The 21440-nt window shown below is 40.0% G+C and carries 21 protein-coding genes; 6 read left to right on the forward strand and 15 right to left on the reverse strand.

Annotated features, from left to right (window positions below):
* Positions 1–19: 19 nt before the first annotated feature.
* Positions 20–958: a hypothetical protein gene (locus tag FJX03_00430; GenBank protein ID MBM3632164.1), complete on the forward strand. Its 939-nt coding sequence runs from the start codon at positions 20–22 to the stop codon at positions 956–958.
* A gap of 108 nt (positions 959–1066) precedes the next feature.
* Here the strand turns inward: FJX03_00430 and FJX03_00435 are convergent, their stop codons facing one another.
* Both FJX03_00435 and dksA read right to left on the reverse strand, forming a co-directional pair.
* Positions 1067–1720 (reverse strand): aquaporin, encoded by a 654-nt coding sequence (locus FJX03_00435; protein ID MBM3632165.1) that lies wholly within the window; start codon positions 1718–1720, stop codon positions 1067–1069.
* 491 nt (positions 1721–2211) lie between these two features.
* On the reverse strand, positions 2212–2628 hold the full coding sequence (gene dksA / locus FJX03_00440) for an RNA polymerase-binding protein DksA (GenBank protein MBM3632166.1): 417 nt from the start codon (positions 2626–2628) through the stop codon (positions 2212–2214).
* A 273-nt stretch (positions 2629–2901) separates the two neighbouring features.
* On the opposite strand from dksA, the gene grpE reads away from it, so the two are divergent.
* The 3 genes from grpE (at position 2902) to dnaJ (ending at position 6892) form a co-directional block, all read left to right on the forward strand.
* Positions 2902–3489, forward strand: coding sequence for a nucleotide exchange factor GrpE (gene grpE / locus FJX03_00445; protein MBM3632167.1), 588 nt, complete (start codon positions 2902–2904; stop codon positions 3487–3489).
* 179 nt (positions 3490–3668) lie between these two features.
* A complete protein-coding gene (gene dnaK / locus FJX03_00450) occupies positions 3669–5591 on the forward strand; it encodes a molecular chaperone DnaK (GenBank protein ID MBM3632168.1) in 1923 nt (640 codons plus the stop codon).
* A 158-nt stretch (positions 5592–5749) separates the two neighbouring features.
* Complete coding sequence (gene dnaJ / locus FJX03_00455) at positions 5750–6892, forward strand: molecular chaperone DnaJ (GenBank protein ID MBM3632169.1); 1143 nt, start codon at positions 5750–5752, stop codon at positions 6890–6892.
* Positions 6893–6983: 91 nt separating this feature from the next.
* Here the strand turns inward: dnaJ and raiA are convergent, their stop codons facing one another.
* The 7 genes from raiA to FJX03_00490 form a co-directional block, all read right to left on the reverse strand.
* A complete protein-coding gene (gene raiA, locus FJX03_00460) occupies positions 6984–7547 on the reverse strand; it encodes a ribosome-associated translation inhibitor RaiA (GenBank protein ID MBM3632170.1) in 564 nt (187 codons plus the stop codon).
* Between the two features lie 75 nt (positions 7548–7622).
* Positions 7623–8366, reverse strand: a complete 744-nt coding sequence (lptB, locus tag FJX03_00465; protein ID MBM3632171.1) for an LPS export ABC transporter ATP-binding protein — start codon at positions 8364–8366, stop codon at positions 7623–7625.
* Between the two features lie 20 nt (positions 8367–8386).
* Positions 8387–8929, reverse strand: coding sequence for a hypothetical protein (locus FJX03_00470; protein ID MBM3632172.1), 543 nt, complete (start codon positions 8927–8929; stop codon positions 8387–8389).
* Positions 8926–9573: an LPS export ABC transporter periplasmic protein LptC gene (lptC, locus tag FJX03_00475; protein MBM3632173.1), complete on the reverse strand. Its 648-nt coding sequence runs from the start codon at positions 9571–9573 to the stop codon at positions 8926–8928. The genes FJX03_00470 and lptC overlap by 4 nt, the downstream gene beginning before the upstream one ends.
* Positions 9574–9596: 23 nt before the next feature.
* Positions 9597–10595 (reverse strand): KpsF/GutQ family sugar-phosphate isomerase, encoded by a 999-nt coding sequence (locus FJX03_00480; protein MBM3632174.1) that lies wholly within the window; start codon positions 10593–10595, stop codon positions 9597–9599.
* A gap of 189 nt (positions 10596–10784) precedes the next feature.
* Positions 10785–11399, reverse strand: coding sequence for a ribonuclease D (locus tag FJX03_00485; protein ID MBM3632175.1), 615 nt, complete (start codon positions 11397–11399; stop codon positions 10785–10787).
* A 185-nt stretch (positions 11400–11584) separates the two neighbouring features.
* The gene (locus FJX03_00490; GenBank protein ID MBM3632176.1) at positions 11585–12367 is read right to left on the reverse strand and encodes an alpha/beta hydrolase; all 783 of its coding nucleotides are present in this window, start codon (positions 12365–12367) and stop codon (positions 11585–11587) included.
* A 236-nt stretch (positions 12368–12603) separates the two neighbouring features.
* On the opposite strand from FJX03_00490, the gene FJX03_00495 reads away from it, so the two are divergent.
* Both FJX03_00495 and FJX03_00500 read left to right on the forward strand, forming a co-directional pair.
* Complete coding sequence (locus FJX03_00495; protein ID MBM3632177.1) at positions 12604–13176, forward strand: porin family protein; 573 nt, start codon at positions 12604–12606, stop codon at positions 13174–13176.
* 169 nt (positions 13177–13345) lie between these two features.
* A complete protein-coding gene (locus FJX03_00500) occupies positions 13346–13768 on the forward strand; it encodes a hypothetical protein (protein MBM3632178.1) in 423 nt (140 codons plus the stop codon).
* Positions 13769–13851: 83 nt separating this feature from the next.
* Here the strand turns inward: FJX03_00500 and prfA are convergent, their stop codons facing one another.
* The 6 genes from prfA to FJX03_00530 form a co-directional block, all read right to left on the reverse strand.
* On the reverse strand, positions 13852–14934 hold the full coding sequence (gene prfA / locus FJX03_00505; protein ID MBM3632179.1) for a peptide chain release factor 1: 1083 nt from the start codon (positions 14932–14934) through the stop codon (positions 13852–13854).
* Between the two features lie 16 nt (positions 14935–14950).
* Positions 14951–16207: a histidine--tRNA ligase gene (locus FJX03_00510; protein MBM3632180.1), complete on the reverse strand. Its 1257-nt coding sequence runs from the start codon at positions 16205–16207 to the stop codon at positions 14951–14953.
* A 131-nt stretch (positions 16208–16338) separates the two neighbouring features.
* Positions 16339–17073, reverse strand: a complete 735-nt coding sequence (locus tag FJX03_00515) for a hypothetical protein (protein MBM3632181.1) — start codon at positions 17071–17073, stop codon at positions 16339–16341.
* A 109-nt stretch (positions 17074–17182) separates the two neighbouring features.
* Positions 17183–18910 carry a hypothetical protein gene (locus tag FJX03_00520; GenBank protein MBM3632182.1) on the reverse strand — a complete coding sequence of 576 codons (1728 nt, stop codon included), beginning with the start codon at positions 18908–18910 and terminating at the stop codon, positions 17183–17185.
* Positions 18911–19037: 127 nt separating this feature from the next.
* Entirely contained in the window at positions 19038–20444 is a 1407-nt protein-coding gene (locus FJX03_00525; GenBank protein ID MBM3632183.1) for a hypothetical protein, read from the reverse strand.
* Between the two features lie 509 nt (positions 20445–20953).
* Positions 20954–21409, reverse strand: a complete 456-nt coding sequence (locus FJX03_00530; protein ID MBM3632184.1) for a nuclear transport factor 2 family protein — start codon at positions 21407–21409, stop codon at positions 20954–20956.
* Positions 21410–21440: the final 31 nt, after the last annotated feature.

The following is a 21440-nucleotide window of genomic DNA, read 5'->3' on the forward strand; positions in this document are numbered from 1 at the left end:
TGGGGTGGTTGTTGGCTTTATGATTTCATTGACCACAACGCACGGTAATCAACTTTCCCTTCCTACAATAAAACTTCCCCTTTGGACACTGGTTTTGCATCCCCATGGTAAGAAGGAGTTTCCTTATCGGTTTCGATCAAGTTGGGATACTATCCCTCAAACTTTTACGACGACGGGTTTGTCAGACCTTAACTTATCTGGTAGCGCTCAATTCTCCGTTTCTCAATTCTCTACCTATTTAAATTACATGCAAAGTTTGGGCGTATCTCCCAACCAAATTGTTGTTGTGGATTTAAGGGAAGAGCCTCACGCATTCATTAATGGTGATGCCTTTACTTGGTATGCAAAGAATGCTTGGTGGACCCAAGGCAACCCTGTTTCTCTTGTTCTTTCTATGGAAAAAGAGCGCCTTGCGACTTTACAGTTGGGACAAAGAATTTCTTTAAAACGAATTGATCACAAAGATAAAGCGGGCCATATCCAAGCTATTTCTGATCATGAATATAAAATCACTATTCTTCAAACAGAAGAGCAGGTTGTGAGGGCCGCTGGAGCTCATTATGTGCGTATACCGGTTACGGACCACATGCGCCCTGAAGATAAGGATGTCGACCAATTTTTGAGTGTGGTTGCCCGTTTACCCTTACAAACCAGATTATATATTCATTGTCATGCAGGCAGAGGGAGAACCTCAACTTTTATGATAATGTACGATATAATTCGCAATCCTAAATTGCCCTTAAATGCTATCATCGATCGTCAAGTTCACCTGGGTTCACTTGATGTGCGTCGTCTTTCGAATCATTTGAAATCTCGTAAACATCCGGATGAGCAGTTTCGATTTGAATTCATTAAACTCTTTTACGAATATGTTAATGCCCCTCAGGGGTATGGTTATATCTCTTGGACGAAGTGGCAAATGGAGCGTCATAAAAAATTGCAGGATTCTTCTTCATAAAATTCACCCGTTGTCTATAAGGTGGTGTGAGGTGGGAAATGGCAGATATTTTTTGAGACAAAAATTAAGGGGCACATCAGTGCCCCTTTTTTGTAGATCTTTTATCTTTTATTTCTCGTTACTATAAATGAGGTAGTGGGTGAAAGCTCCCAACATGGCCCCAATAATACTTGTTAAAGCAAATAATCCTAATTGTTGAATTGCCCACTTATCTGCGAATGCTGCAACACCCAGGCTGCGTGCAAAATTAGCTGATCCATTTGTAAGCGGGATAGCAATTAAGTATATAATGACAAAGGTTACACCAATTGCAATACCGCCAAAGCCTTTTGCAAAGCCAGAACTTATTGTGGCCAGCGTTACAAATACAAGGAGGGCTGTTAAGGTTGCTTCAGCTATGCCGCAAGCAAGAATACTGTAATGATTTGGTGAGTGATCACCATAACCATTAGCTGCGAAAGCATCTGCAATGAAACCTGTATGGCCAGAAGCAATAATATAAAGGATATATCCTCCAATAATTCCACCAACTAGCTGAAAGAAGACGTATGGGAGAATTAATTTTGTATCGAAACGCTTGCGTAAAGCTAATCCAACTGTTACGGCTGGATTCACGTGACAACCAGACACAGGACCAATTGCGTAAGTGAGAGCCATGAGAGTTAAGCCAAATGCCAGGGCAACTCCTAATACACCAATTTCGCTTCCCGCAAGGACGGCGCTACCTGCACCAATAAGCACTAACAATAAAGTACCGATCATTTCTGCAAAATATTTTGAAAAAGAACTATACACTTGTATTCTCCTTTAATGAATCAATGGTTACTACTCTTAAAGCTTATACGCATTTTTAAATTAAATCTTCTAAAATTTTACATTCTATTATTTTTCCCCCTATTTATGCTAGAAATTACTTTTAATGAGGGGAGAAATTTTTGAGATTTTAAGAAATTCTCCCCATCATTTAGGGGGAAGTTATGCGGGATGTGAGTACACAATTATATAAAAACTAAGGCCATTTCTCACGCTAGAAAGCCGCCAAGCTCAAAATAATATAAAATTTCCTCTAAAAATAAATACTATAAATTTTTAAAACCGAGCAAAAATTTTGGTGTGGCCAAAATAAAACAGTGGAAAGAAATATTGCAAAACTATTTCGTCATACTGTAAAGCTTGACCCCTTTTAAGAAAAAGGGGCTGAAATATGGCAAGCTATTTTAGGGAGGTAACAATTGCAATTTATTAGAAGTCAATTAATCACGCCGTTGAAGGCGCTCTAAGCGCTCATGACGTTCTTGGGCTTCTAAGGTTAAGGTTGCAATGGGGCGAGCTTCAAGACGCTTTACTCCTATAGGTTCACCTGTTTCGTCACAATATCCATAGGATCCCTCTTCAATACGTCGTAAAGCATCTTCAATTTTATTAATGAGTTTTCTTTCACGGTCACGGGCACGCAATTCAATAGTACGGTCGGTTTCATTGGCTGCACAATCTATAAGATCGGCCTCTACTTGGGGTTCTTCTTGTAAATGTGTAATTGTTTCACTTGATTCTTGAAGTAACTGTTCACGCCAAGTCATTAAGCGATGGCGGAAATACTCAATTTGTTGAGAGCTCATGAATGGCTCGTCATCCGAAGGTCGGTAGTTTTCAAGCACTTCTAAGGGCATAAAGTCTCCTCTTCTGGTGTATTGTCTTTCATCAATATAAATCTCATACATTTACTAATTAATAGTTAATTATTGGTATACTATAGGGTGCGACAAAATGACAATCAAGTCCCTAAAATTATATATAAAATTTATTTTTATAAGTGTGACTTTTAAGCCGATATCTTTTCAGCACTATTGAAAAAACTTGATTTTCTAGTGCTTGCAATTTATCTCGTTTCGTCCTAGGTAGATAGTATATAATGTATCGTGATTTAAAGAAGGAGCTTAGGAATGGATAATAATACTACTGTGAATGTCTCTGACAATGAGTTGGAGCAGAATCTAGAAAAAATGGATAGTGATAAGAAAGAAGGATCTGAAATTGAGGGGCTGGACGGACCTCAAGCAGAAACTAAGCCATCTTTGACTCTAGAAACTGAGCTTGCTACATTAAAAGATCAGTGGTTGAGGGCTATGGCTGAGACGGAGAATTTGCGTCGTCGTGCTCAAAAAGATCGCGAAGAGGCTTTAAAATATGCCAGTACTAACTTTGGTCGAGACATGTTGACTGTTGCAGATAATTTAAGGCGCGCTTTGGAAAGTATTTCAACACTTGAAGCATTACCTGACTCAATAAAGCCCCTAGTTGAAGGGATAGAATTAACGGAAAATTCTTTATTATCGACGTTTGAGCGACACGGTATAAAAAAAATTGATCCTTTAAAAGAAAAATTTGATGCAAATATGCATCAAGCTATGTTTGAAGTTGAGGATGACAGTGTGAGTGCAGGAACCATTGTCCAGGTTTTGCAAGTTGGATATATGATGCATGATAGACTTTTGCGGCCAGCTATGGTTGGGGTATCAAAAACAAAGTAAAAATAATATTTTTTTGTTAAGGTCATCAATTGACCAAAGGACTTGGAAAGAGATAATTATATATACCCGCCAAGTTTTGACACCAAACTTGATTTTTTCGGATGTTTAGATTATATTATTAGCAGACTAACGATAATGCTGCTAATTTTTTGGATAATAATTTTTAAGGAGAATACAAAATGGCAAAAGTAATTGGCATTGACTTGGGTACAACGAACTCCTGTGTTGCGGTTATGGAAGGCAAAAATGCACGCGTCATTGAAAATGCGGAAGGTACGCGCACAACCCCATCTATGGTTGCTTTTGGTGAAAATGGCGATCGTCTCGTTGGCCAAGCGGCGAAACGACAAGCGGTAACCAACCCTGAAAATACTCTCTTTGCAATTAAGCGTCTTATTGGACGTCGTTTTGACGACCCCATTACCAAAAAGGATATGGATCTTGTTCCTTATAAAATTATTAAGGGTGAAAATGGAGATGCATGGGTGGAAGGTAGGGGCGAAAAATTCAGCCCCAGTCAAATTAGTGCCCTCATTCTTCAAAAAATGAAAGAAACCGCTGAGGCCCATTTGGGAGAAACAGTTACGCAAGCTGTTATAACTGTACCTGCTTATTTTAACGACTCCCAACGTCAAGCAACGAAAGATGCTGGCCGCATTGCGGGGTTGGAAGTTTTACGTATTATTAACGAACCAACAGCTGCAGCCTTAGCCTATGGCCTTGAGAAAAAGGGCAGTGGTATCGTTGCTGTTTATGACTTAGGAGGCGGTACTTTTGACGTTTCCATTCTTGAAATTGGAGACGGTGTTTTTGAAGTAAAAGCAACCAATGGTGATACTTTCTTAGGTGGTGAAGATTTCGATGCGCGTATCATGGATTTTATTGCGGATGAGTTTAAGAAAGAACAAGGCATTGATCTACGACAAGATAAGCTTGCTCTTCAAAGATTAAAGGAAGCGGCAGAAAAGGCAAAAATTGAGCTTTCTTCTTCGATGCAAACGGAAATAAATCTTCCCTTTATTTCGGCTGACACGGCAGGGCCAAAGCATTTAAATGTGAAGTTAACACGAGCAAAATTAGAATCATTAGTTGCGGATTTGATTGAACGGACAGTTGCACCTTGCAAGGCAGCCTTAAAGGATGCAGGCTTAACAGCTGATAAAATTGAAGAAGTAATTTTGGTTGGTGGTATGACTCGTATGCCCAAAGTCATGGAAATCGTTAAATCCATTTTTGGTCGGGAACCTCATCGTGGCGTGAATCCTGATGAAGTTGTTGCTATTGGTGCAGCTATTCAAGGTGCTGTATTGCAAGGGGATGTTAAAGATGTCTTGTTACTTGATGTTACACCTCTTTCTCTAGGTATTGAAACGTTAGGGGGGGTCTTTACACGTTTGATTGAGCGCAACACAACCATCCCTACCCGTAAAAGCCAAACTTTTTCCACAGCTGATGATAACCAAACGGCTGTCACAATCCGCGTTTTCCAAGGAGAACGAGAAATGGCTGCGGATAATAAGATGTTAGGACAATTTGATTTGGTTGGTTTACCTTCTGCGCCGCGAGGTGTACCTCAAATTGAAGTGACATTTGATATTGATGCTAACGGAATTGTCCAAGTTCACGCTAAAGATAAGGCAACAGGAAAAGAGCAACAAATTCGAATCCAGGCCTCAGGTGGGCTATCCGAAGCTGATATTGAAAAGATGGTTAAAGAAGCAGAAGCCAACGCAGATAGCGACAAGCGACGTCGTGAACTTGTTGAAGCCAAAAACCAGGGGGAAGCGCTGATACACTCTACAGAAAAATCTTTGTCTGAACATGGAGATAAAGTTACTGCTGAAGAAAAGACAGCAATAGAAGCAGATTTGGCCGCTTTGAAATCAACTTTAGAAGGTGAAGATGTGGCGGAAATTCAAGCAAAAACTCAAAGTTTAGCGACGACATCAATGAAATTGGGTGAGGCTATGTATAAGGACATGCAGTCCAAAGAGGCTAACGTTGAGGGTGAATCTGCCCCGGCAGATACGGGAGAAGGAACTGTAGTCGATGCTGAATTTGAAGATGTTGAAGAAGAAAAAGAAAAGAAAAAATCTGTATAAAGTATAAGTTTGTTTTCCAAGGTGTTGTTGATGATTCAGTGATTCCTTGGAAAACATTTTGACTTTACAGGAAAAATTAATTTGTAAGTGGCCTCCGAGGAACCTATTATTTATCTTATGACTCCTGTTCCCTATTGAAGAATGAATGAAGACGTTTAATGGCAAAAGATAAAAAAGATTATTATGAATTATTGGGTGTGAGCCGCACATCTACCGAAGATGAAATGAAAAAGGCCTATCGCAAACTTGCGATGAAATATCACCCAGACCGCAATCCCAATAACAAAGAAGCTGAAGCGAAATTTAAAGAAATTTCAGAGGCTTATGACGTTTTAAGAGATGATCAAAAGCGTGCAGCCTATGATCGGTTTGGTCATCAGGCTTTTGAAAATGGTGCTGGGGGGGGAGGACATCCTGGGGCTGGTGGATTTGGTTTTGATTTTTCTGACATTATTGATGAAATGTTTGCGGGTATGGGCGGGGGGCGCCGGTCATCAGAAGTAAATTTGCGTGGATCTGATATTCGCTACAATGCTGAAATTACCTTAGAAGAAGCCTTCAGCGGAACGAATCCGCGCGTAAAATATATGACAGCTGTTTCTTGTGATTCTTGCCATGGAACCGGCGGTGAGGGGGGCGTTGCTCCTATAACATGTAGCACTTGCCAGGGGCGGGGAAAAGTTAGAACACAGCAAGGTTTTTTCACCATTGAACGACCTTGCCATACCTGTCAAGGAATCGGCCAAACCATAGAGAAACCTTGCAAAATATGTCAAGGAACGGGTCGGTCGCGACGAGAGAAAACCCTTGATGTGAAAATTCCAGCCGGCGTTGAAGATGGTACACGAATACGTGTTTCAGCTGCTGGTGAAGCTGGTATGAGAGGCGGTGAGCCGGGCGACCTTTATGTTTTTGTCAGCATCCGCCCTCATCGCTTCTTTCAAAGGAATGGGGCTGATATTCATTGTCGAGTGCCTATCATTATGACAGTAGCGGCCTTAGGGGGAGAAATTGAAGTCCCAACCATTGATGGTACGCGTACAAAACTTAAAATTCCCGCAGGAACTCAAGCCGGTCATCAATTTCGTCTCCGTGGCAAAGGAATGAATGTTTTCCGCAGAAGTGGTTCACGGGGAGATATGTATGTAGAAGTTAATGTTGAAACACCTATGAATTTAACAAAACGGCAACAAGAGCTTTTAAAAGAATTTGAATCCGATAGCAAGCAAGAATCCACGAGCCCACAATCAGCAGGTTTTTTTACCAAGATGCGTGATTTCTGGGAAGGGTCAAAAAGCTAGTCCGTCAGAAATTTTGACGTCAATTTCAAAAGACTTTTGCCTTATTCGAGGCTCCTCGACCGAGCATGAATACGACCCTTCGATACGGAAGCTATTTCTGAGTAATAGAGGGATCAATCCATCCGATATGTCCGTCCGTTCTGCGATAAACGACATTAAAATCCCCCGATTTCTTGTTTTTGAACATCATAACGGGAGATTCGCTAAGATCCATACGCATGACGGCTTCTCCAACACTTAACGTTTGGATGTCATGGCTCATTTCTGCAATGATGAGGGGTGTATCTTCGCCTTTATCTTCTTCTTCTGTATTAATGACATATTGTTGAGCGGGAAGAAGGATTTCCTCTTCTCGAGTCCGTTTTTGATCTCTTAAACGTGTTTTGTAACGGTGAATTCTCGCTTCCATTTTTTCAAGCGCCAGGTCACAACTTCTGTAAGGATCTGTATCTTGAGCATGGGCTCGCACCGTAAAGTGGCGACTCACATGAACAGAAATATCTGTTGAAAATTGATAATTATCTTTAGAAACAACAACTTGAGCTTCCAAAACATCCCCCAATTGTCGCGTGACAATACCTTTAAGAGCTGTTTCAATATGAGACTTTAGGCTTTCGCCAACTTCAATATGCTTTCCAGAAGTCGATATTTTCATGAGTTATTCCCTTTACATTGATATTCAATGACAGTAGCAAACGTCTTCGATACTGACAACACTCTATCTATCATCTTAAAGACTAAATCTTTCTCCTAGGTAAACGCGTCGAACATCTTGATGAGAAATTATTTCTTCAGGTGTCCCTTCCATCAAAACTTGACCATTATGTAAAATATAGGCTCGATCAACAATATCAAGAGTTTCTCGAACGTTGTGATCCGTAATTAAGACACCAATTCCCCGAACTTTTAAGTGAAAAATTAATTCCCGAATTTCATTCATGGCAAGAGGGTCGATTCCCGCTAATGGCTCATCTAATAACAAAAAATGAGGAGAAGTGGCGAGGGCTCGCGCAATTTCCACCCGGCGGCGTTCCCCGCCGGATAAAGAAGCTGCAGGAGATTGTCTCAAGTGGCTTATGGAAAATTCGTCCAGCAAAGCATCAATGGCAAGCTCTCGATGTTCTTGGGAAGGATCTGTAAGTTCTAGAACAGCACGAATATTCTGCTCAACGGTCATTCCGCGGAAAATAGAAGCTTCTTGAGGTAAGTAACCGATCCCAAGTCTAGAGCGACGGTACATAGGTAAATGAGTAATATCGTGTCCATCTAGCCAAATTTTTCCCATATCTGGAGAAATAAGTCCTGTAACGATTGAAAAGCAAGTCGTTTTGCCGGCTCCATTCGGACCCAGCAAGCCAATAGCTTCTCCCCGTTGGATATGAAAACTAGCCCCCATTAAAATAGGTCTTTTACCATAAGTTTTTCCTAAGTTCTCTGCGACTAAGCCGATAGGCAGAATTTGTTTGGTTGGCATAGATATAGCTTTCGTAAACCTTATTTTTTCACATAAACTTTGTTTTCTTGATCAGAAGATTTTGTAAGAATCAATGCTTGGACACGTTTTCCTTCTTCTTTGAGAGAATAATGGCCTGTTTTCATATTAAATTTGCCGTAACTTCCATCCAGTTGATTCTCTCCATTTGTTATTTTTACATTCTGAAAGATTTCAGCAATCTCACTCTCAGGCGTATATTTGGCATTTTCGCCTTGGATAATGAGATCGGGTCCACTCAAGATAATAACCTTTCCTTCCGCTTCGAGAAGGGAAACTTTTAAAGAACCAGAGGCATCTTTTTTGGTAAAATGTGCGGTAATTTTATCTGCTTTCAAAATTTTGACTTTTGAGTCATTGAGCTTTTCGGCAATTGCATTACCAGTTGCAATACATATGCTTTTTGATTGATCGTAATCCATTTGTTGGGCATATATTTTTATATTGGGTTGTTTGGACTGAGTCGGACCTGAAGTCGCCGAGGCATTGACAAGCGAAGATATGAAAAGGAGACTTCCCATAATTTGTGTAATGCCAATTTTCATTGCTCATTTTTCCCACAAGCTATTAAATGCAATTCAGTGTCGCCAATAAAGCTAATTTTTGCACCCTTTTCGACAATATGAAATCCTTTGGCTTTTATAGCTCCTGCGGGTCCATCGCCCCATACAGGGTGATTCCCATGAGCATTTCCGTGCTGACAATCAATCCATGCTTGACTTGTTTCCAAGGCATAACCTTGTGAATGAATTAATTTTACCTGCCCTTGCAGATGCATCTTATTGGTTACTTTATTAAGTATGCCGGAATTTGAGGTTAAAGTCAGGAGTTCTCCAGATTTTAAGTTCATAACCAGTTTAGGATTGGTAAGGTCGATTTCTTCGGGAGAAGATTCGTGGCCATGATCTGCGGTTATTGTGTAGGGTTGATTTTTTTTATCTGAATTTTTGTATTCAGGGTGTGTTGCTGAGTTATTGGTTTGGGAGAGGGTCGCAGATTCAACAAGAGCTGGTTTTTGTGAATGAAACCATTTTTGTGCTTGTGGCCAACAAATTAAAAGCACTAAGCCAACAAAAGCAGTGCTAGGCAGGCTATATTTGAGCCGACCAATCAGTCGACTGCGTCCCTTTAATGCCTGAATATCCTGCAACATTAATCGCGGCTTAAAATTACGTTTATATAATGTCATATTTTAAATTCCATACCCATAGTCTATAGAACTCCCATTCTGAGGAAATCATGAATATGAATAATACCACAAGGTTTGGAAGGTTGGTCTACTGACTCAACAACAAATAGACTGGTTATGGATTTTTGATTTAAGAGGGCTAAGGCTTGAGCCATGAGCATATCAGGCATAATGACAGTCGGGTTAGATGTCATCACTTCTAAGGCTTTTTGAGTCAGAAAGTCTGGTCTCATATGGCGCCGCAAGTCACCGTCGGTAATGACCCCACTTAGCGAACCTTGAGAATTAATGACGCCAATACACCCAAACCCTTTAGCGGACATTTCTAACAACACATCGCTCATAAGAGTTGTCTCATTGACGAGGGGCAGTTTGTCACCCTTATGCATGCGGTCTCCTACACGGGCTAGACTATTGCCTAAATTCCCCCCCGGATGGAAGACTTGAAAATCGTTGGAGGAAAAACCCCGTAAAGATAGAAGAGTAATAGCCAGTGCATCTCCCAGAGCCATCATCATAGTCGTGGAAGTAGTTGGGGCAAGCCCCATTGGACAAGCTTCAGGTATATTGGGTAAGGGGAGAACAATGGTTGCAACTTTTGCCAATGTTCCTGTTTCTTTTCCCGTGATCGCAATCATGGGGATATTAAATCGCCGTGTATAGGTAATAAGAGAACTCAGTTCCTGTGTTTCGCCAGAATAGGAGAGAACAATGACTAAATCCTGAGGCGTGATCATTCCTAAGTCGCCGTGGCTGGCTTCACCAGGATGGACGAAATAAGCAGGCTGTCCCGTTGAGGCAAGAGTTGCGGCAATCTTCCGGGCGACATGGGCACTTTTTCCCATTCCGCTAATTATGACGCGCCCTGTCAAAGACCTTATCATTTCGACTGCATTTTCAAAATTTTTGTTTAACGAATCGGCAAGGGCTTGAAGACCAGCGGTTTCGGTTATGAGTGCTGTTCTTGCTGTTTCGATAATTGAAGGGTGTTGAGCAAGAGTATTGGCAACAGCTTTAAGCATAAGAAATAACCTAACGCAAATATCGTGTATATTGTTAATTAGTGCACTAATTTTAAAGAAAAATCAATCATAACGAGCAAAATACTTTGCGGTATAACTGCTGTCATCAGTATTAAATAATTATTTTTTTTTAAAATAAGGGGTGAAATTCTCAGCATTTTTTGCAAGTTAGAAACCCTTTCATAACAATTAATGGTGAAAAATATCAAACTCTTCCCCGGCTGTTAAATCGAGAATGGCACGGTGGGTGAGGAAATCAAAACATCCTTTGGCTAACGCTACCTTATCTTCGCGTTCCAATAGAGTATCTAATTTTGTCTTTAGGGCATGAAGGTGAAGGACATCTGTTGCGGCATATTGGAGTTGATCTTGATTCAATTCTGCAGCTCCCCAGTCGGAAGTTTGTTCCTGTTTGGAAATTTCAACTTTTAAAAGATCTTTGCATAAATCCTTCAAACTATGTTTTTCAGTAAAAGTTCGGGTTAGCTTTGAAGCAATCTTCGTGCAGTAGAGGGGAGTAGGCATAACCCCAAGGTATTTAAAGAGAATCATGGCATCAAAACGGGCAAAATGAAAAAGTTTCGTGACTTTTGGATCTGCAAGTAAAAATTTTAAATTCTTTGCCCCTTCATACTGATTTTTAGGAAATTGAACCAAATGACAAATCCCGTCACCCGCAGACAGCTGAACCAAGCACAGTCGGTCGCGGTAGGGGCGTAACCCCATGGCTTCTGTGTCAATGGCCACTAAAGTGCCTAAATTGAGTCCGTCAGGCAAGTCGCCTTGATGCAAATGGATTTTCATTTTTTTCCTTTCCTATTGACTCTCAGCAGAAGAGATATGAGTAACTACAACTCAAGATAACCCGCAAGGGAAAGAAGATTCAAACTCTCTCAAATTATTAACCTCTATGCCACATCAAGCGTGTCTTTCTATCCTGTTACTTAAGTTTATCATACTATAGGCGATCTCTGTTTTACATAAAAGTCTCAAAGTCCTATATTTAAGAGAGAACTTCGAACAAGGTCGAGTAAAATAGTCCCTAACAAGTATTTGTTATCTTCTTGTGATAAACGATGATCCCCAGATTTAATAAAAGTACATGTTACATTATCGCTTGTAACAAGGTCGAGTAATTTTTGAGAATATATGGGGGGGACGCTGACATCATTTAAGCCGTGGAGATAACGTATAGGAATTGATAAGGGGATAGGTTGGCCTAAAATAAGATGCTTTCGTCCGTCTTCAATTAGGGACTTTGTGATTGTCCATCCTTGTATATTATATTCTGTTGCGACAATGATTCGTCCTTCCCTCATAAGCTCAGTCTTTTGAGAGGGGGTCATACTTTTCCAAATAAGTTCTTGCGTAAAATCGGGAGCGCAAGCAATTCCAACCAAACCGACAACTCTCTTGAGGCGTTGTAATGCAACCAGATGAGCGAGCCATCCACCCATACTGGATCCTACGAGAATTATATTTCCTTGGGTTATATAGTCAATAAGGTCAAGAGAGTCTTGAAGCCAATGGCTGATGGTTCCCTCTTCAAATTCTCCTGAAGATATGCCATGGCCAGAATAATCTAGGGTTAAAAATCCTAGCCCTTCTAGAGCGCACAAATTTTCTAGAAAGAAAACTTTCTCCCCATTCATATCTGAGCGAAATCCATAAAGATAAACGACTGTGAGGTTTTTTGATTGCGGGGGTGTATAACGGTAAGCTAATCGGCGATGGGACTGAGGACTTTCCAAATAGGATGGGGGATGCGACATTGTTTGCTTTTTTCCTTAAAACTATCTTTAACTATAAGCTTCTTTGTATAATTGAGCAATGTTCACATTAAAATTGATTTTAAATAAACTTATCTAAAATCCTTGTGTTTTAGGAGTTACAAGTTTAAAATATCATTTTGGAAATGAGTGAAATAATATTGATTTAACCATAATTTTAGAGATTAATGCGATGATGCACAGTTTTGGCTGGGCAAATTTTGAGAAGTGAGGAAATTATGAAGAATGCATTTTTAACTGCGTTGATGACCACGGCCATCATGGGAGCTGCTCTTGCGAATAGTCCCTCTCCGGCTTTTAGTGGTGTCTACATTGGCGGGGGATTTAATTATACTAATGAAAAGGTTACATCCAACGGTGGCAATAATGTATCTTTAAGTGGTGGCGGCATAAAAGGATTTTTGGGTATAGGTTCTGTTTTTTTTGAGGGTTTATATTTAGGTGGGGAAGTTGGCATTGGATATGACCAAATTTTTCGTAATAAAAAGAAATCTGGCATAAAAGATAATAAAACAAATTATGTTATGGCTGCTCGTGTTGGATATGCGATTAATACTTATCTACCCTTTGTAAAATTTGGATATGAGGGCAGAGCAAAATCTGGCTCCATTCGGCGAAGCGGTGTTCTTGCCGGCGGTGGGGTGGATATAGCTTTAACCAAAAACGTTTTTGTCCGTTTAGAGTATGACCATAAGTTTGGCTCAAAATCTGCCGTAATGTTTAATGGAAAACAATTGTCGTTCCGTGATCGCGCAGATACATTCTTTTTAGGGGCCGGCTATCGGTACTAAATTAAAATTTATTAAAAGGCTACAGAAAAGAGATCCAAATAGGGTCTCTTTTTTTTATAAAATGTCAATTTTTACTCAGATGTAGCTATAGATTTAGCTCGTCAACTTTCTGTTAACCATAAAGAGATATTCTAAACTCAAATTTATTAAGATTTGAGGAGATAGGCCGATGGCTATTACGAAAACGATCCAATACACGCTGTTTGTATTGGGATTTTCAATTTTACACGAAGCAAGGGCAGAATCCATTCTTGATCAAGAGGGAATTTTCGAGGATAGTGATGCTGCACCAAGCTTGGTCGAAGAGAACATTGAAAATGAAGCAGAAATTGTTGAAGTTGTTGCTAAAGTGAAAGAAAATGAGCCTCGCTTAGCAGAAAGACTCGGTAAACGTCCTCGTAAAAATTTGTCCTTAATTCATCTCCCCTCAAACGGGGGAAAAGGGCTAATCATTGATGAGACAGCCACCACGGGTGAGAATGCAAATAGACACTTACCGATAGGTATTCGCAAAGAACCAATGCAAGTTTCATACGTACAACAAATAAATCAAGCTATTCCTCACTCTGTATCTCTAGACTTTATACGTTAAGAGAGAAATCGCATTTGAAAATAGGAACTCTATAGGGTTAGCCTCCATAAAAATTAAGGCTTTGTCCTTGTAAATCCAATCTTTTAAGCTTCAGTTGCTTCAGCTAATTTAACCGCTTGATCTTCTGATGTAAGGGCATCAATCATTTCATCAAGGGCTTCGCCTTCCATAATTTGTTGAATTTTGTATAAGGTTAAGTTGATGCGATGATCACTTACGCGTCCTTGGGGAAAATTGTAGGTTCGAATACGCTCAGATCGATCTCCAGAACCTACTTGGCTTTTGCGGTTTGCGGCGCGTTCAGCGTCTTTTTTTATTCGTTCCGACTCATAAAGTCTGGCACGCAAAATTTTCATAGCTTTAGCACGATTTTTATGTTGAGACCTTTCGTCTTGTTGGGTGACCACAATCCCAGAAGGTGTGTGAGTAATTCTAACCGCACTATCGGTGGTATTGACGTGTTGTCCTCCGGCACCTGAAGCCCTGTAAACGTCAATCACAAGATCCTTTTCATCAATGTGAATATCAACGTCCTCAACTTCAGGTAAAACAGCTATTGTTGCCGCAGACGTATGGATACGACCGCTGGCTTCGGTTTCGGGTACGCGTTGTACGCGATGAACTCCTGATTCATATTTTAAGCGAGCATATACACCTTTTCCTGTGATGGAAGCGCTGGCTTCTCTCAGTCCACCGATACCCGTTTCGCTCATATCAAGAATTTCACATTTCCATCCCTTATTTGCGGCGTATCTTTGGTACATGCGTAAAAGGGCAGCTGCAAAGAGGGCGGCTTCTTCTCCCCCTGTTCCAGCTCTAACTTCCAAAATCACATTGCGTTCATCATCGGCGTCTTTTGGAAGCAGACGGATTTTAATAGATAATTCAAGTTCAGGCAATTTTGCTTTGAGTTCATGAAGTTCCGTAGAGGCTAAATCCTTCATGTCTTTATCTATTGTCGAGTCGGACAAAAGGGTTTCAAGATTGATAATTTCTTGTTCCGTATTTTTGAGTAACGAAATAGCTTCAGCAACAGGAGTAAGATCCGAATACTCTTTGGAAAGTTTCGCATATTCTTGAGGGTCGCTGACGGTACTTACGGCTAAAGCATCCCGTAATTCATTGTGGTGTTGTAAGAGCCGCTCTAGCTTCAGGGAAAATGACACAGGTTATACCCTTTGATTATTGTTTAAAAGTATTCACAAGATAATCCTTTAAGTCAGCAAATGCGACCAAATTCTGCTCTCCTGTGTCGAGATTACGTACGGTGGCCTTGGCGGTTGAAATTTCATCTGACCCCAGAAGAACTGCCGCACAAGCATTGAATTTGTCGGCTCGTTTGAGACGCTTTCCGACATTACCTGAGTAAGAAAATTCAACGATAATTCCTTGTTTGCGCAAAGTCATTGCCAATTGGAATACGGGTTCTTTGACGTCCTCCCCAACAGCAATGACGGCAATGGGGCGAGGCTGGGGGGGAATATGGTCAATCATCAAAGCAATGCGATCAATTCCCATCGCCCAACCGACTGCGGGAGTTTCAGGTCCTCCCATTTGAGCCAAGAGTCCATCATATCTGCCTCCAGCAAGAATTGCTCCTTGTGATCCTAAGTCGGAGGTAACGAATTCAAAAGCTGTGTGGCAGTAATAATCTAGACCTCGAACCAACCGAGGATTAAGTTTGTAGACAATGCCCAAAGTATCTAGTCCTCGGCACACTTGGGCAAAAATCTCACGCGAGGGTTGGGTAAGGAACTGATCAAAATGAGGGGCATCCGCGATGAGATTTTGATCTTCAGGTGCTTTCGAATCTAAAATACGCAAAGGGTTGTGTATCAACCGTGTTTGACTATCAGGAGATAACAGGTGATTCAAAGGTTTAAAGTAACTAACCAGAGCCTGTCGATAGGCATCCCGACTTTCCCTATCACCAATGGTATTAATTTCTAATACAGTTCGAGATAAGACACCTAATTGATCTAGAATTTGAGCACCCAGGGCAATTGTTTCCGCATCAACGAAAGGGTCAGCAATTCCGAGACACTCTACACCTAACTGATGAAATTGTCGGGTACGCCCTTTTTGAGGCCGCTCATAGCGCATCATGGGACCATCATAGACCATTTTTAAAGGCATCGATTGAGTAAGGCCATTGGAGATGACCGCACGAGCTACACTCGCCGTTCCTTCTGGACGGAGTGTGATACTTTCATTTCCCCGATTATCAAATGTATACATTTCTTTGCCAACAATGTCGGTCGTTTCTCCGAGTGTTCGTTTAAAGACGGATGTATATTCAAATATGGGTGTGGCTATGCGCTCATAACCAAATTTTTGGGCGTTTGCATAAGAAACATCTCGAATCCATTGATGCTTAAGATATTCTTCGCCTATCAAGTCATGTGTACCGCGAACGGGCTGTATGTTTTTTTCTGACATTTATGAATGTTCCTTCTATATTCAAGGATCATAATAGTTTTATAAGAGAAGAATAAAGAAGAAAGTTTTCAATAGGGTTACGATTATCGTTGCACATTTTTTTCGAGCATCTTGATAAAATCTATTCTCCCTTAATCTTCAATGAGCTCTCGTTTCCTTTTTTTCTTTTTATTTTGTTTCTTGAGGGCAGGGTCGGATTGTTGTGCTGGTGTAACTTGATAAAGGCAAACATCAACACCCTCTGGCGCCCAAGACATGGCTAAATTATAAGTCTTAATCAGACGAAAACGATCATGGGGAGGCAAGTTCATAACACTAATGACTTTAACATCATGATCAAGAGTGCTTAAGCGGTCCATGACAGATTTTATTAGATCCGGGGGAAAGGTGAGCCCAGAAATAAAACAAACCGTCGCGTCCGTAAGTGCTGTTTTTTGGATGGATTGATTGAGAAAATTCAAATCTCGCCCCAGGATGACGTGTTCATCTGCAGCGGCTTGTTTGCGGGCTATTTCTGCAATCGCCCAACGTGTAGGCGATAATTCAATTCCGACGCTTCGTTTAACTGGGGTTGTCATATAAACTTGCAACACTAATTTGCCCGTACCGGAGCCCAGATCATAAAAAACATCTTGTCGGGATAGTTGCAAGTCATCAAGTAAGTGAGCTGCGCTATCGTAAGGAATTTCTCCGTATTGCTCGTGTCCACCTTCTTTTCGAATTTGATCAACTTCTTCGGAAGGAATAATATATCCCCCCTTTTTTTCAAATAGCATTTCTAGGTAGGCTTTGGGGTTTGCAGGTTCAGCGAAGCATTGCAGACAATTTAGAAAAAACATTACCCATATAATGAGTCGATATCGCATTTAATTTCACTTTATTGAGTTAACCCTTCTCATAGTTTGTGAAAGTTTCTAAAAGAATGCAAGAGATCATGAGAAACAATTTCTTTATCGATTTTTTTATCAGTAATGATTATTGTTTTTTCTTCCTTCTTTTTTCTGTCTCTTTTAATTTTAACTCTTTTTCTGCCTGTTCAAGCTGATATTCCAAGGCATATTTTTCTTCTTTGTCTTTTCGTTTATCTAATATTTTATTTTTAATCATCCATTCATCATGCTCTTTTTTGGTCATCTGAACAACTCGAACACATTCAGATCCGACCCAAATAGAACGTTTACGCTTAAGCTCAACAGATACTGGAATTTTCTCATTTTTCTTTGTCGTATCTTCGATAGGTTCTTCCTCATTTTGTTCTTCTGGTGATAATTGCAAAAACTTTGCAGAAACTTGGTGTTTAGGATGAAAGATTTCGTGATGCTCTGCTAGGCCTTTGTGCCCACACATTTGGCATTGTTCATTACTAACAGATATGACTCGACCAAGTTTCCAATTCAAGTGAGGCATGACCATGTGACGCCAATGCCGTCTCCAATTTGTTTGTAACTTGTGAACATAGTGATGTTTAAACCAACAAGAAAGGTCCCAGTTCACTTGCTTTAGAAATTCAATCAAGTTTTTTAATATTTTTCTATCATCTTCATTCATTTCTCTATAAAATTTTAATACGTCGCCTTTTTTCTTATTTTTTGCAGGCTTGTCCTCATCAGTTACAGCATTTTGCTCAAAAGCTTGACCAAGCCATTTGCAGATCTCTAGCCCTTCAACACTATTAGACCAAAATTTTTCTTTGGCTTCGTTATCATCGAATGTTTTTCGCGCATATTCTAATGATTTACTCTGGATTTGACCCCATACTTGCGTTTCAACAGTTGAAGGAACCTGACGCCAACTCAAAAATTCATTTGAAGGATATGTATGCTTATACCGTCTATATGATGCAATATTATAAGAAATGTGGCCTGCAGGAACTAAATCTTTATGCTTACCTAATATGTGATGACATCCGTCACAGAGATCCCACCAACTAAAGGCATTGATATTTAGAGAAGCTATATTACGATTCCTGGGATCTTTTAAGAAAAAGTGTCGCAAATATAGATCGTAATATAATTCCGAATGAAGTTCATGTTCACGGTCTTCATAATCATTTGTCAACTTATTAACAGCACTTATACCTTCAAGATCGTTCTGGGGAAGATTTTTTAACATCCAATGGGCTCGAATAATTTTTACTCTCTCCCTAAAAAAGAACCAAAATACATGAGCAACTGTTTTTTCCCAACCCCCATATTTGAGACCGCCACTTACGAAGATACAAATCTTCCCATTCTCTGTACGAAAAAAATCCTCTCTTAAGGTTCCATCTGTAAATGATATTCGATGCCAAGGCACAAAAATATTAGCAGTATGATCCATATTCTGCAAATATACGTTGGCTAAAAGCTTGGCTTGTGTGCCAATTCTAATTACTTTTTCAGGAAAATTTGCGAGATCCTGTACACTTATTTGTGGCGGTATTACTTCATCATCGCTGTCATCGAAATAACTAATAGATTTTTTCTTTGAGATGGCTCTATTTGTTCTGGTGCCTACATCAACAGTAGAGGGAGATTGGAGATCGTCTCGAGTAGATGCGGTTGAAACAGAGGTTTGCTTACGCTTTCTACTAGTTTTAGATGTTCTTTCTTCAACCGAATTATCATCATCTACATCTGAACAATAAATAGGAGAGAAAGATAAAATGTAACTTAGGATACATGCAATAAACAAAAATTTATTTTGTAATATTTTTTGATTCACAGTCGCCACTCCCCCATACTTTTATCAATCTTAATGTGCTCTCAAATAAGAAAGATTGTCAATCTAATCACCTATGCAATAATAATGATTTTAAAACTTCTATTCATTTTTTTATTTCCTTTTTAAATTATAGCTTTGGATAAGCTTTCTTTTCCAATTCCAAAAATTCCTCTTTGCGCGGGTGGGGTTTGCCATTAAGTTTTTCATATAAATCAAGACTCACGAGGATATCATCTCGAATTTCTTTTCGGAGTCGAAAAAATTTTCCTGTCTCATTCGTCCGTTCATGGTCCAATACCTCCATTTTATAAGAAAAATCGGGTGTGACGCGAATTAAAGATTCCATTGTATAAAATATATATTTTGGACCCGAGAGCTTTGGAACTTCGTATGAACTTATATTTTCCCAGGGAAGAATATCAATTATTTTGTTATAATGAGGGGTTAGTATTTTAAATGTTTCTATTGACTTCCCGTGTGTAAAACTTTTCTTTGTCCAAAGCTTAAATTGTTCTATAGACTCATCGAGCATCTCTTGCCTGACTGCATTCATTCGTTGTTGTGCCGTTGCGGAAAGAGGGGGTGAAGCAGGAGATACAATCTCTGGAGTATCCCGGGGAATGGCTACCACGGTTTGTGCAGGCGCGCACAAGCTTAAAAATTCATCTTTCAAGGGGTGTGGTTCACCATGGAATTTCTCGTATATCTCCATACTTTCCGTAATGTCTTCTTTAATTCCCCGCACCAAGTCATACCAGTGGTCACCATCAGTGCCAAATGTGACATCTATCTGTTTGTGACGATTCCGATTCATTTTGTCATCACTTTGATTTTTTTGACGACCTTCCTCACTAAAATACCAAGTAGTGCATATCTTTTCACAAGCTTTGTCTTCTAAGCTTTTCGCTTTATTGTGAGCCTGTCTATTATCATAAAGTGGGTAAAGTGTTAAACAGGCCGTCGTTAACTGGCCATATGTTAATTCTGGTGATTTCAATAGAGCGCATTGTTTTACACATTCATCAATCATGGCTTCTCTCAATGCAAAGTTCGCTCGTTGTTCCTGCACGGGCCCGAGACCTGGTTTTTTGCCAGACTCTTCTTTACATTTTAGGGGCTCCATCTGGCGGTTTTGATGTTGGGGAGCGGGTGGTTGGGCGACTACAGGATTGGCAGGAACGGGTGCGGCATGATTCGATCCTCTATTCAGAGGAACATTTTTTGGAGCCGAAGCTTTTGTCACAATGGAAGATGGGGTTTGCTTCGCGGCATTTGATGATCTTTTCACTTGAGGAGGAGAAGCGTGTTTTACCGCGGTGGGAGCTGTTTTCAAGAGAGAAGGAGAGGCGCGTTTTGGGGCAGTAGGAGATGAATTTGCGGGAGGTATAGGGGCTTGCTGTCCTCCTTCAAATTGTTTTAATAACCCTGAAACCCCTTTATTCCTTTCGGGGGTGTCTGAAGTTTTTTCTGCCGCTTGGCCATAAAGGGATAAAAGTGAGCAGGAAGTCGGGAGAATAATAGTTTTCATTTTCATTTTTCAAACCTTTTCCAGAATTGCGATTTCAGGCATATAGTCTCAAAATGAAGATTAAGATACAACCCACTAAATGGAATAGAGGCCTGGTCGTTATTCGTTGTGTTCTGGTTTGCCATTTTTCAGGAAGTTATTAAACCTCTCTCACTGGTTTAGGGCGAAGCTGCTCACTCTTGAAACACCTAATGTTAAAGAGAGATTCATGTTTTCTGAAAAGTCCCTCTTATCTCTTCCAGTGTGGATAAGCAGCGAGGATATTCAAATTACCATTCACCCTTTTGAAGAAAAACTTCAGAAGATTAATGCTCAACTGAAAGGTTTGATTTAACCTGCTTATGATTTGAACAACCTATCAGCTTGGAATTGCCACGCTCCTTACTCATTCATTTAAAGTTGTGCTGATAAAGTTTTTAACAAAATAAAACCGCCCAAGAGTAAGGAGCGTAAGAATAAAAGAGAAGCCCCATGTAAACCAGGGCTTCCTAGTTTATTTTTGTGTTGACTTAGTATTACCCAATTTTGAGAGACGAAAGTTTTTCATTTTCGATCATAAAATGATAATTCAGGATTACTGGGCTTCCGTCAAAAGTACCAGATACTTTTATGGAAACAAGTATCTCTGGAGTGGTGTCTTGAAGCGTGAGCGGTATAAATTGAAAATTGTATTTCTCAATTGTACTTGTAAGCCACTCCTTAATAACCTGTTTTCCCTTAAATTCCTTTTTTTCATCATGCACTACAGCGTTTTCTGTAAAGCAAGCCAAGATTGATTTTATATCATGACGGTTACTTGCTTCTATATAGCTATTAATGATTTCAGGTAATATAAGTTCCTTTCTATCGCTAACAGATTTACCTAACATGCTTTTATTTTCCTCTCTATCCTTTTCAGTTGCCATTACTGGGCCTTCTAACGTACCTACTATCATTCCTAATACAGCTAAGATTGGTAAATGTTTTTTCATAATTATTCTCCTTTATCATAATTTGTTTTAC

This window comes from Alphaproteobacteria bacterium (genome assembly GCA_016870095.1).
Taxonomy (GTDB): domain Bacteria; phylum Pseudomonadota; class Alphaproteobacteria; order Paracaedibacterales; family VGCI01; genus VGCI01.

What these genes read in the sequence shown, in the direction of transcription:
- FJX03_00500 (MBM3632178.1), top strand. Translation starts at nt 13,346, where the DNA reads ATGGCTATTACGAAAACGATCCAATACACGCTGTTTGTATTGGGATTT.
- FJX03_00470 (MBM3632172.1), bottom strand. Translation starts at nt 8,929, where the DNA reads ATGAAAATTGGCATTACACAAATTATGGGAAGTCTCCTTTTCATATCT.
- grpE (MBM3632167.1), top strand. Translation starts at nt 2,902, where the DNA reads ATGGATAATAATACTACTGTGAATGTCTCTGACAATGAGTTGGAGCAG.
- lptB (MBM3632171.1), bottom strand. Translation starts at nt 8,366, where the DNA reads ATGCCAACCAAACAAATTCTGCCTATCGGCTTAGTCGCAGAGAACTTA.
- lptC (MBM3632173.1), bottom strand. Translation starts at nt 9,573, where the DNA reads ATGACATTATATAAACGTAATTTTAAGCCGCGATTAATGTTGCAGGAT.
- FJX03_00435 (MBM3632165.1), bottom strand. Translation starts at nt 1,720, where the DNA reads ATGATCGGTACTTTATTGTTAGTGCTTATTGGTGCAGGTAGCGCCGTC.
- FJX03_00515 (MBM3632181.1), bottom strand. Translation starts at nt 17,073, where the DNA reads ATGCGATATCGACTCATTATATGGGTAATGTTTTTTCTAAATTGTCTG.
- raiA (MBM3632170.1), bottom strand. Translation starts at nt 7,547, where the DNA reads ATGAAAATATCGACTTCTGGAAAGCATATTGAAGTTGGCGAAAGCCTA.
- FJX03_00495 (MBM3632177.1), top strand. Translation starts at nt 12,604, where the DNA reads ATGAAGAATGCATTTTTAACTGCGTTGATGACCACGGCCATCATGGGA.
- FJX03_00510 (MBM3632180.1), bottom strand. Translation starts at nt 16,207, where the DNA reads ATGTCAGAAAAAAACATACAGCCCGTTCGCGGTACACATGACTTGATA.
- FJX03_00490 (MBM3632176.1), bottom strand. Translation starts at nt 12,367, where the DNA reads ATGTCGCATCCCCCATCCTATTTGGAAAGTCCTCAGTCCCATCGCCGA.
- FJX03_00525 (MBM3632183.1), bottom strand. Translation starts at nt 20,444, where the DNA reads ATGAAAATGAAAACTATTATTCTCCCGACTTCCTGCTCACTTTTATCC.
- FJX03_00530 (MBM3632184.1), bottom strand. Translation starts at nt 21,409, where the DNA reads ATGAAAAAACATTTACCAATCTTAGCTGTATTAGGAATGATAGTAGGT.
- FJX03_00430 (MBM3632164.1), top strand. Translation starts at nt 20, where the DNA reads ATGATTTCATTGACCACAACGCACGGTAATCAACTTTCCCTTCCTACA.
- FJX03_00480 (MBM3632174.1), bottom strand. Translation starts at nt 10,595, where the DNA reads ATGCTTAAAGCTGTTGCCAATACTCTTGCTCAACACCCTTCAATTATC.
- dnaJ (MBM3632169.1), top strand. Translation starts at nt 5,750, where the DNA reads ATGGCAAAAGATAAAAAAGATTATTATGAATTATTGGGTGTGAGCCGC.
- dnaK (MBM3632168.1), top strand. Translation starts at nt 3,669, where the DNA reads ATGGCAAAAGTAATTGGCATTGACTTGGGTACAACGAACTCCTGTGTT.
- FJX03_00485 (MBM3632175.1), bottom strand. Translation starts at nt 11,399, where the DNA reads ATGAAAATCCATTTGCATCAAGGCGACTTGCCTGACGGACTCAATTTA.
- dksA (MBM3632166.1), bottom strand. Translation starts at nt 2,628, where the DNA reads ATGCCCTTAGAAGTGCTTGAAAACTACCGACCTTCGGATGACGAGCCA.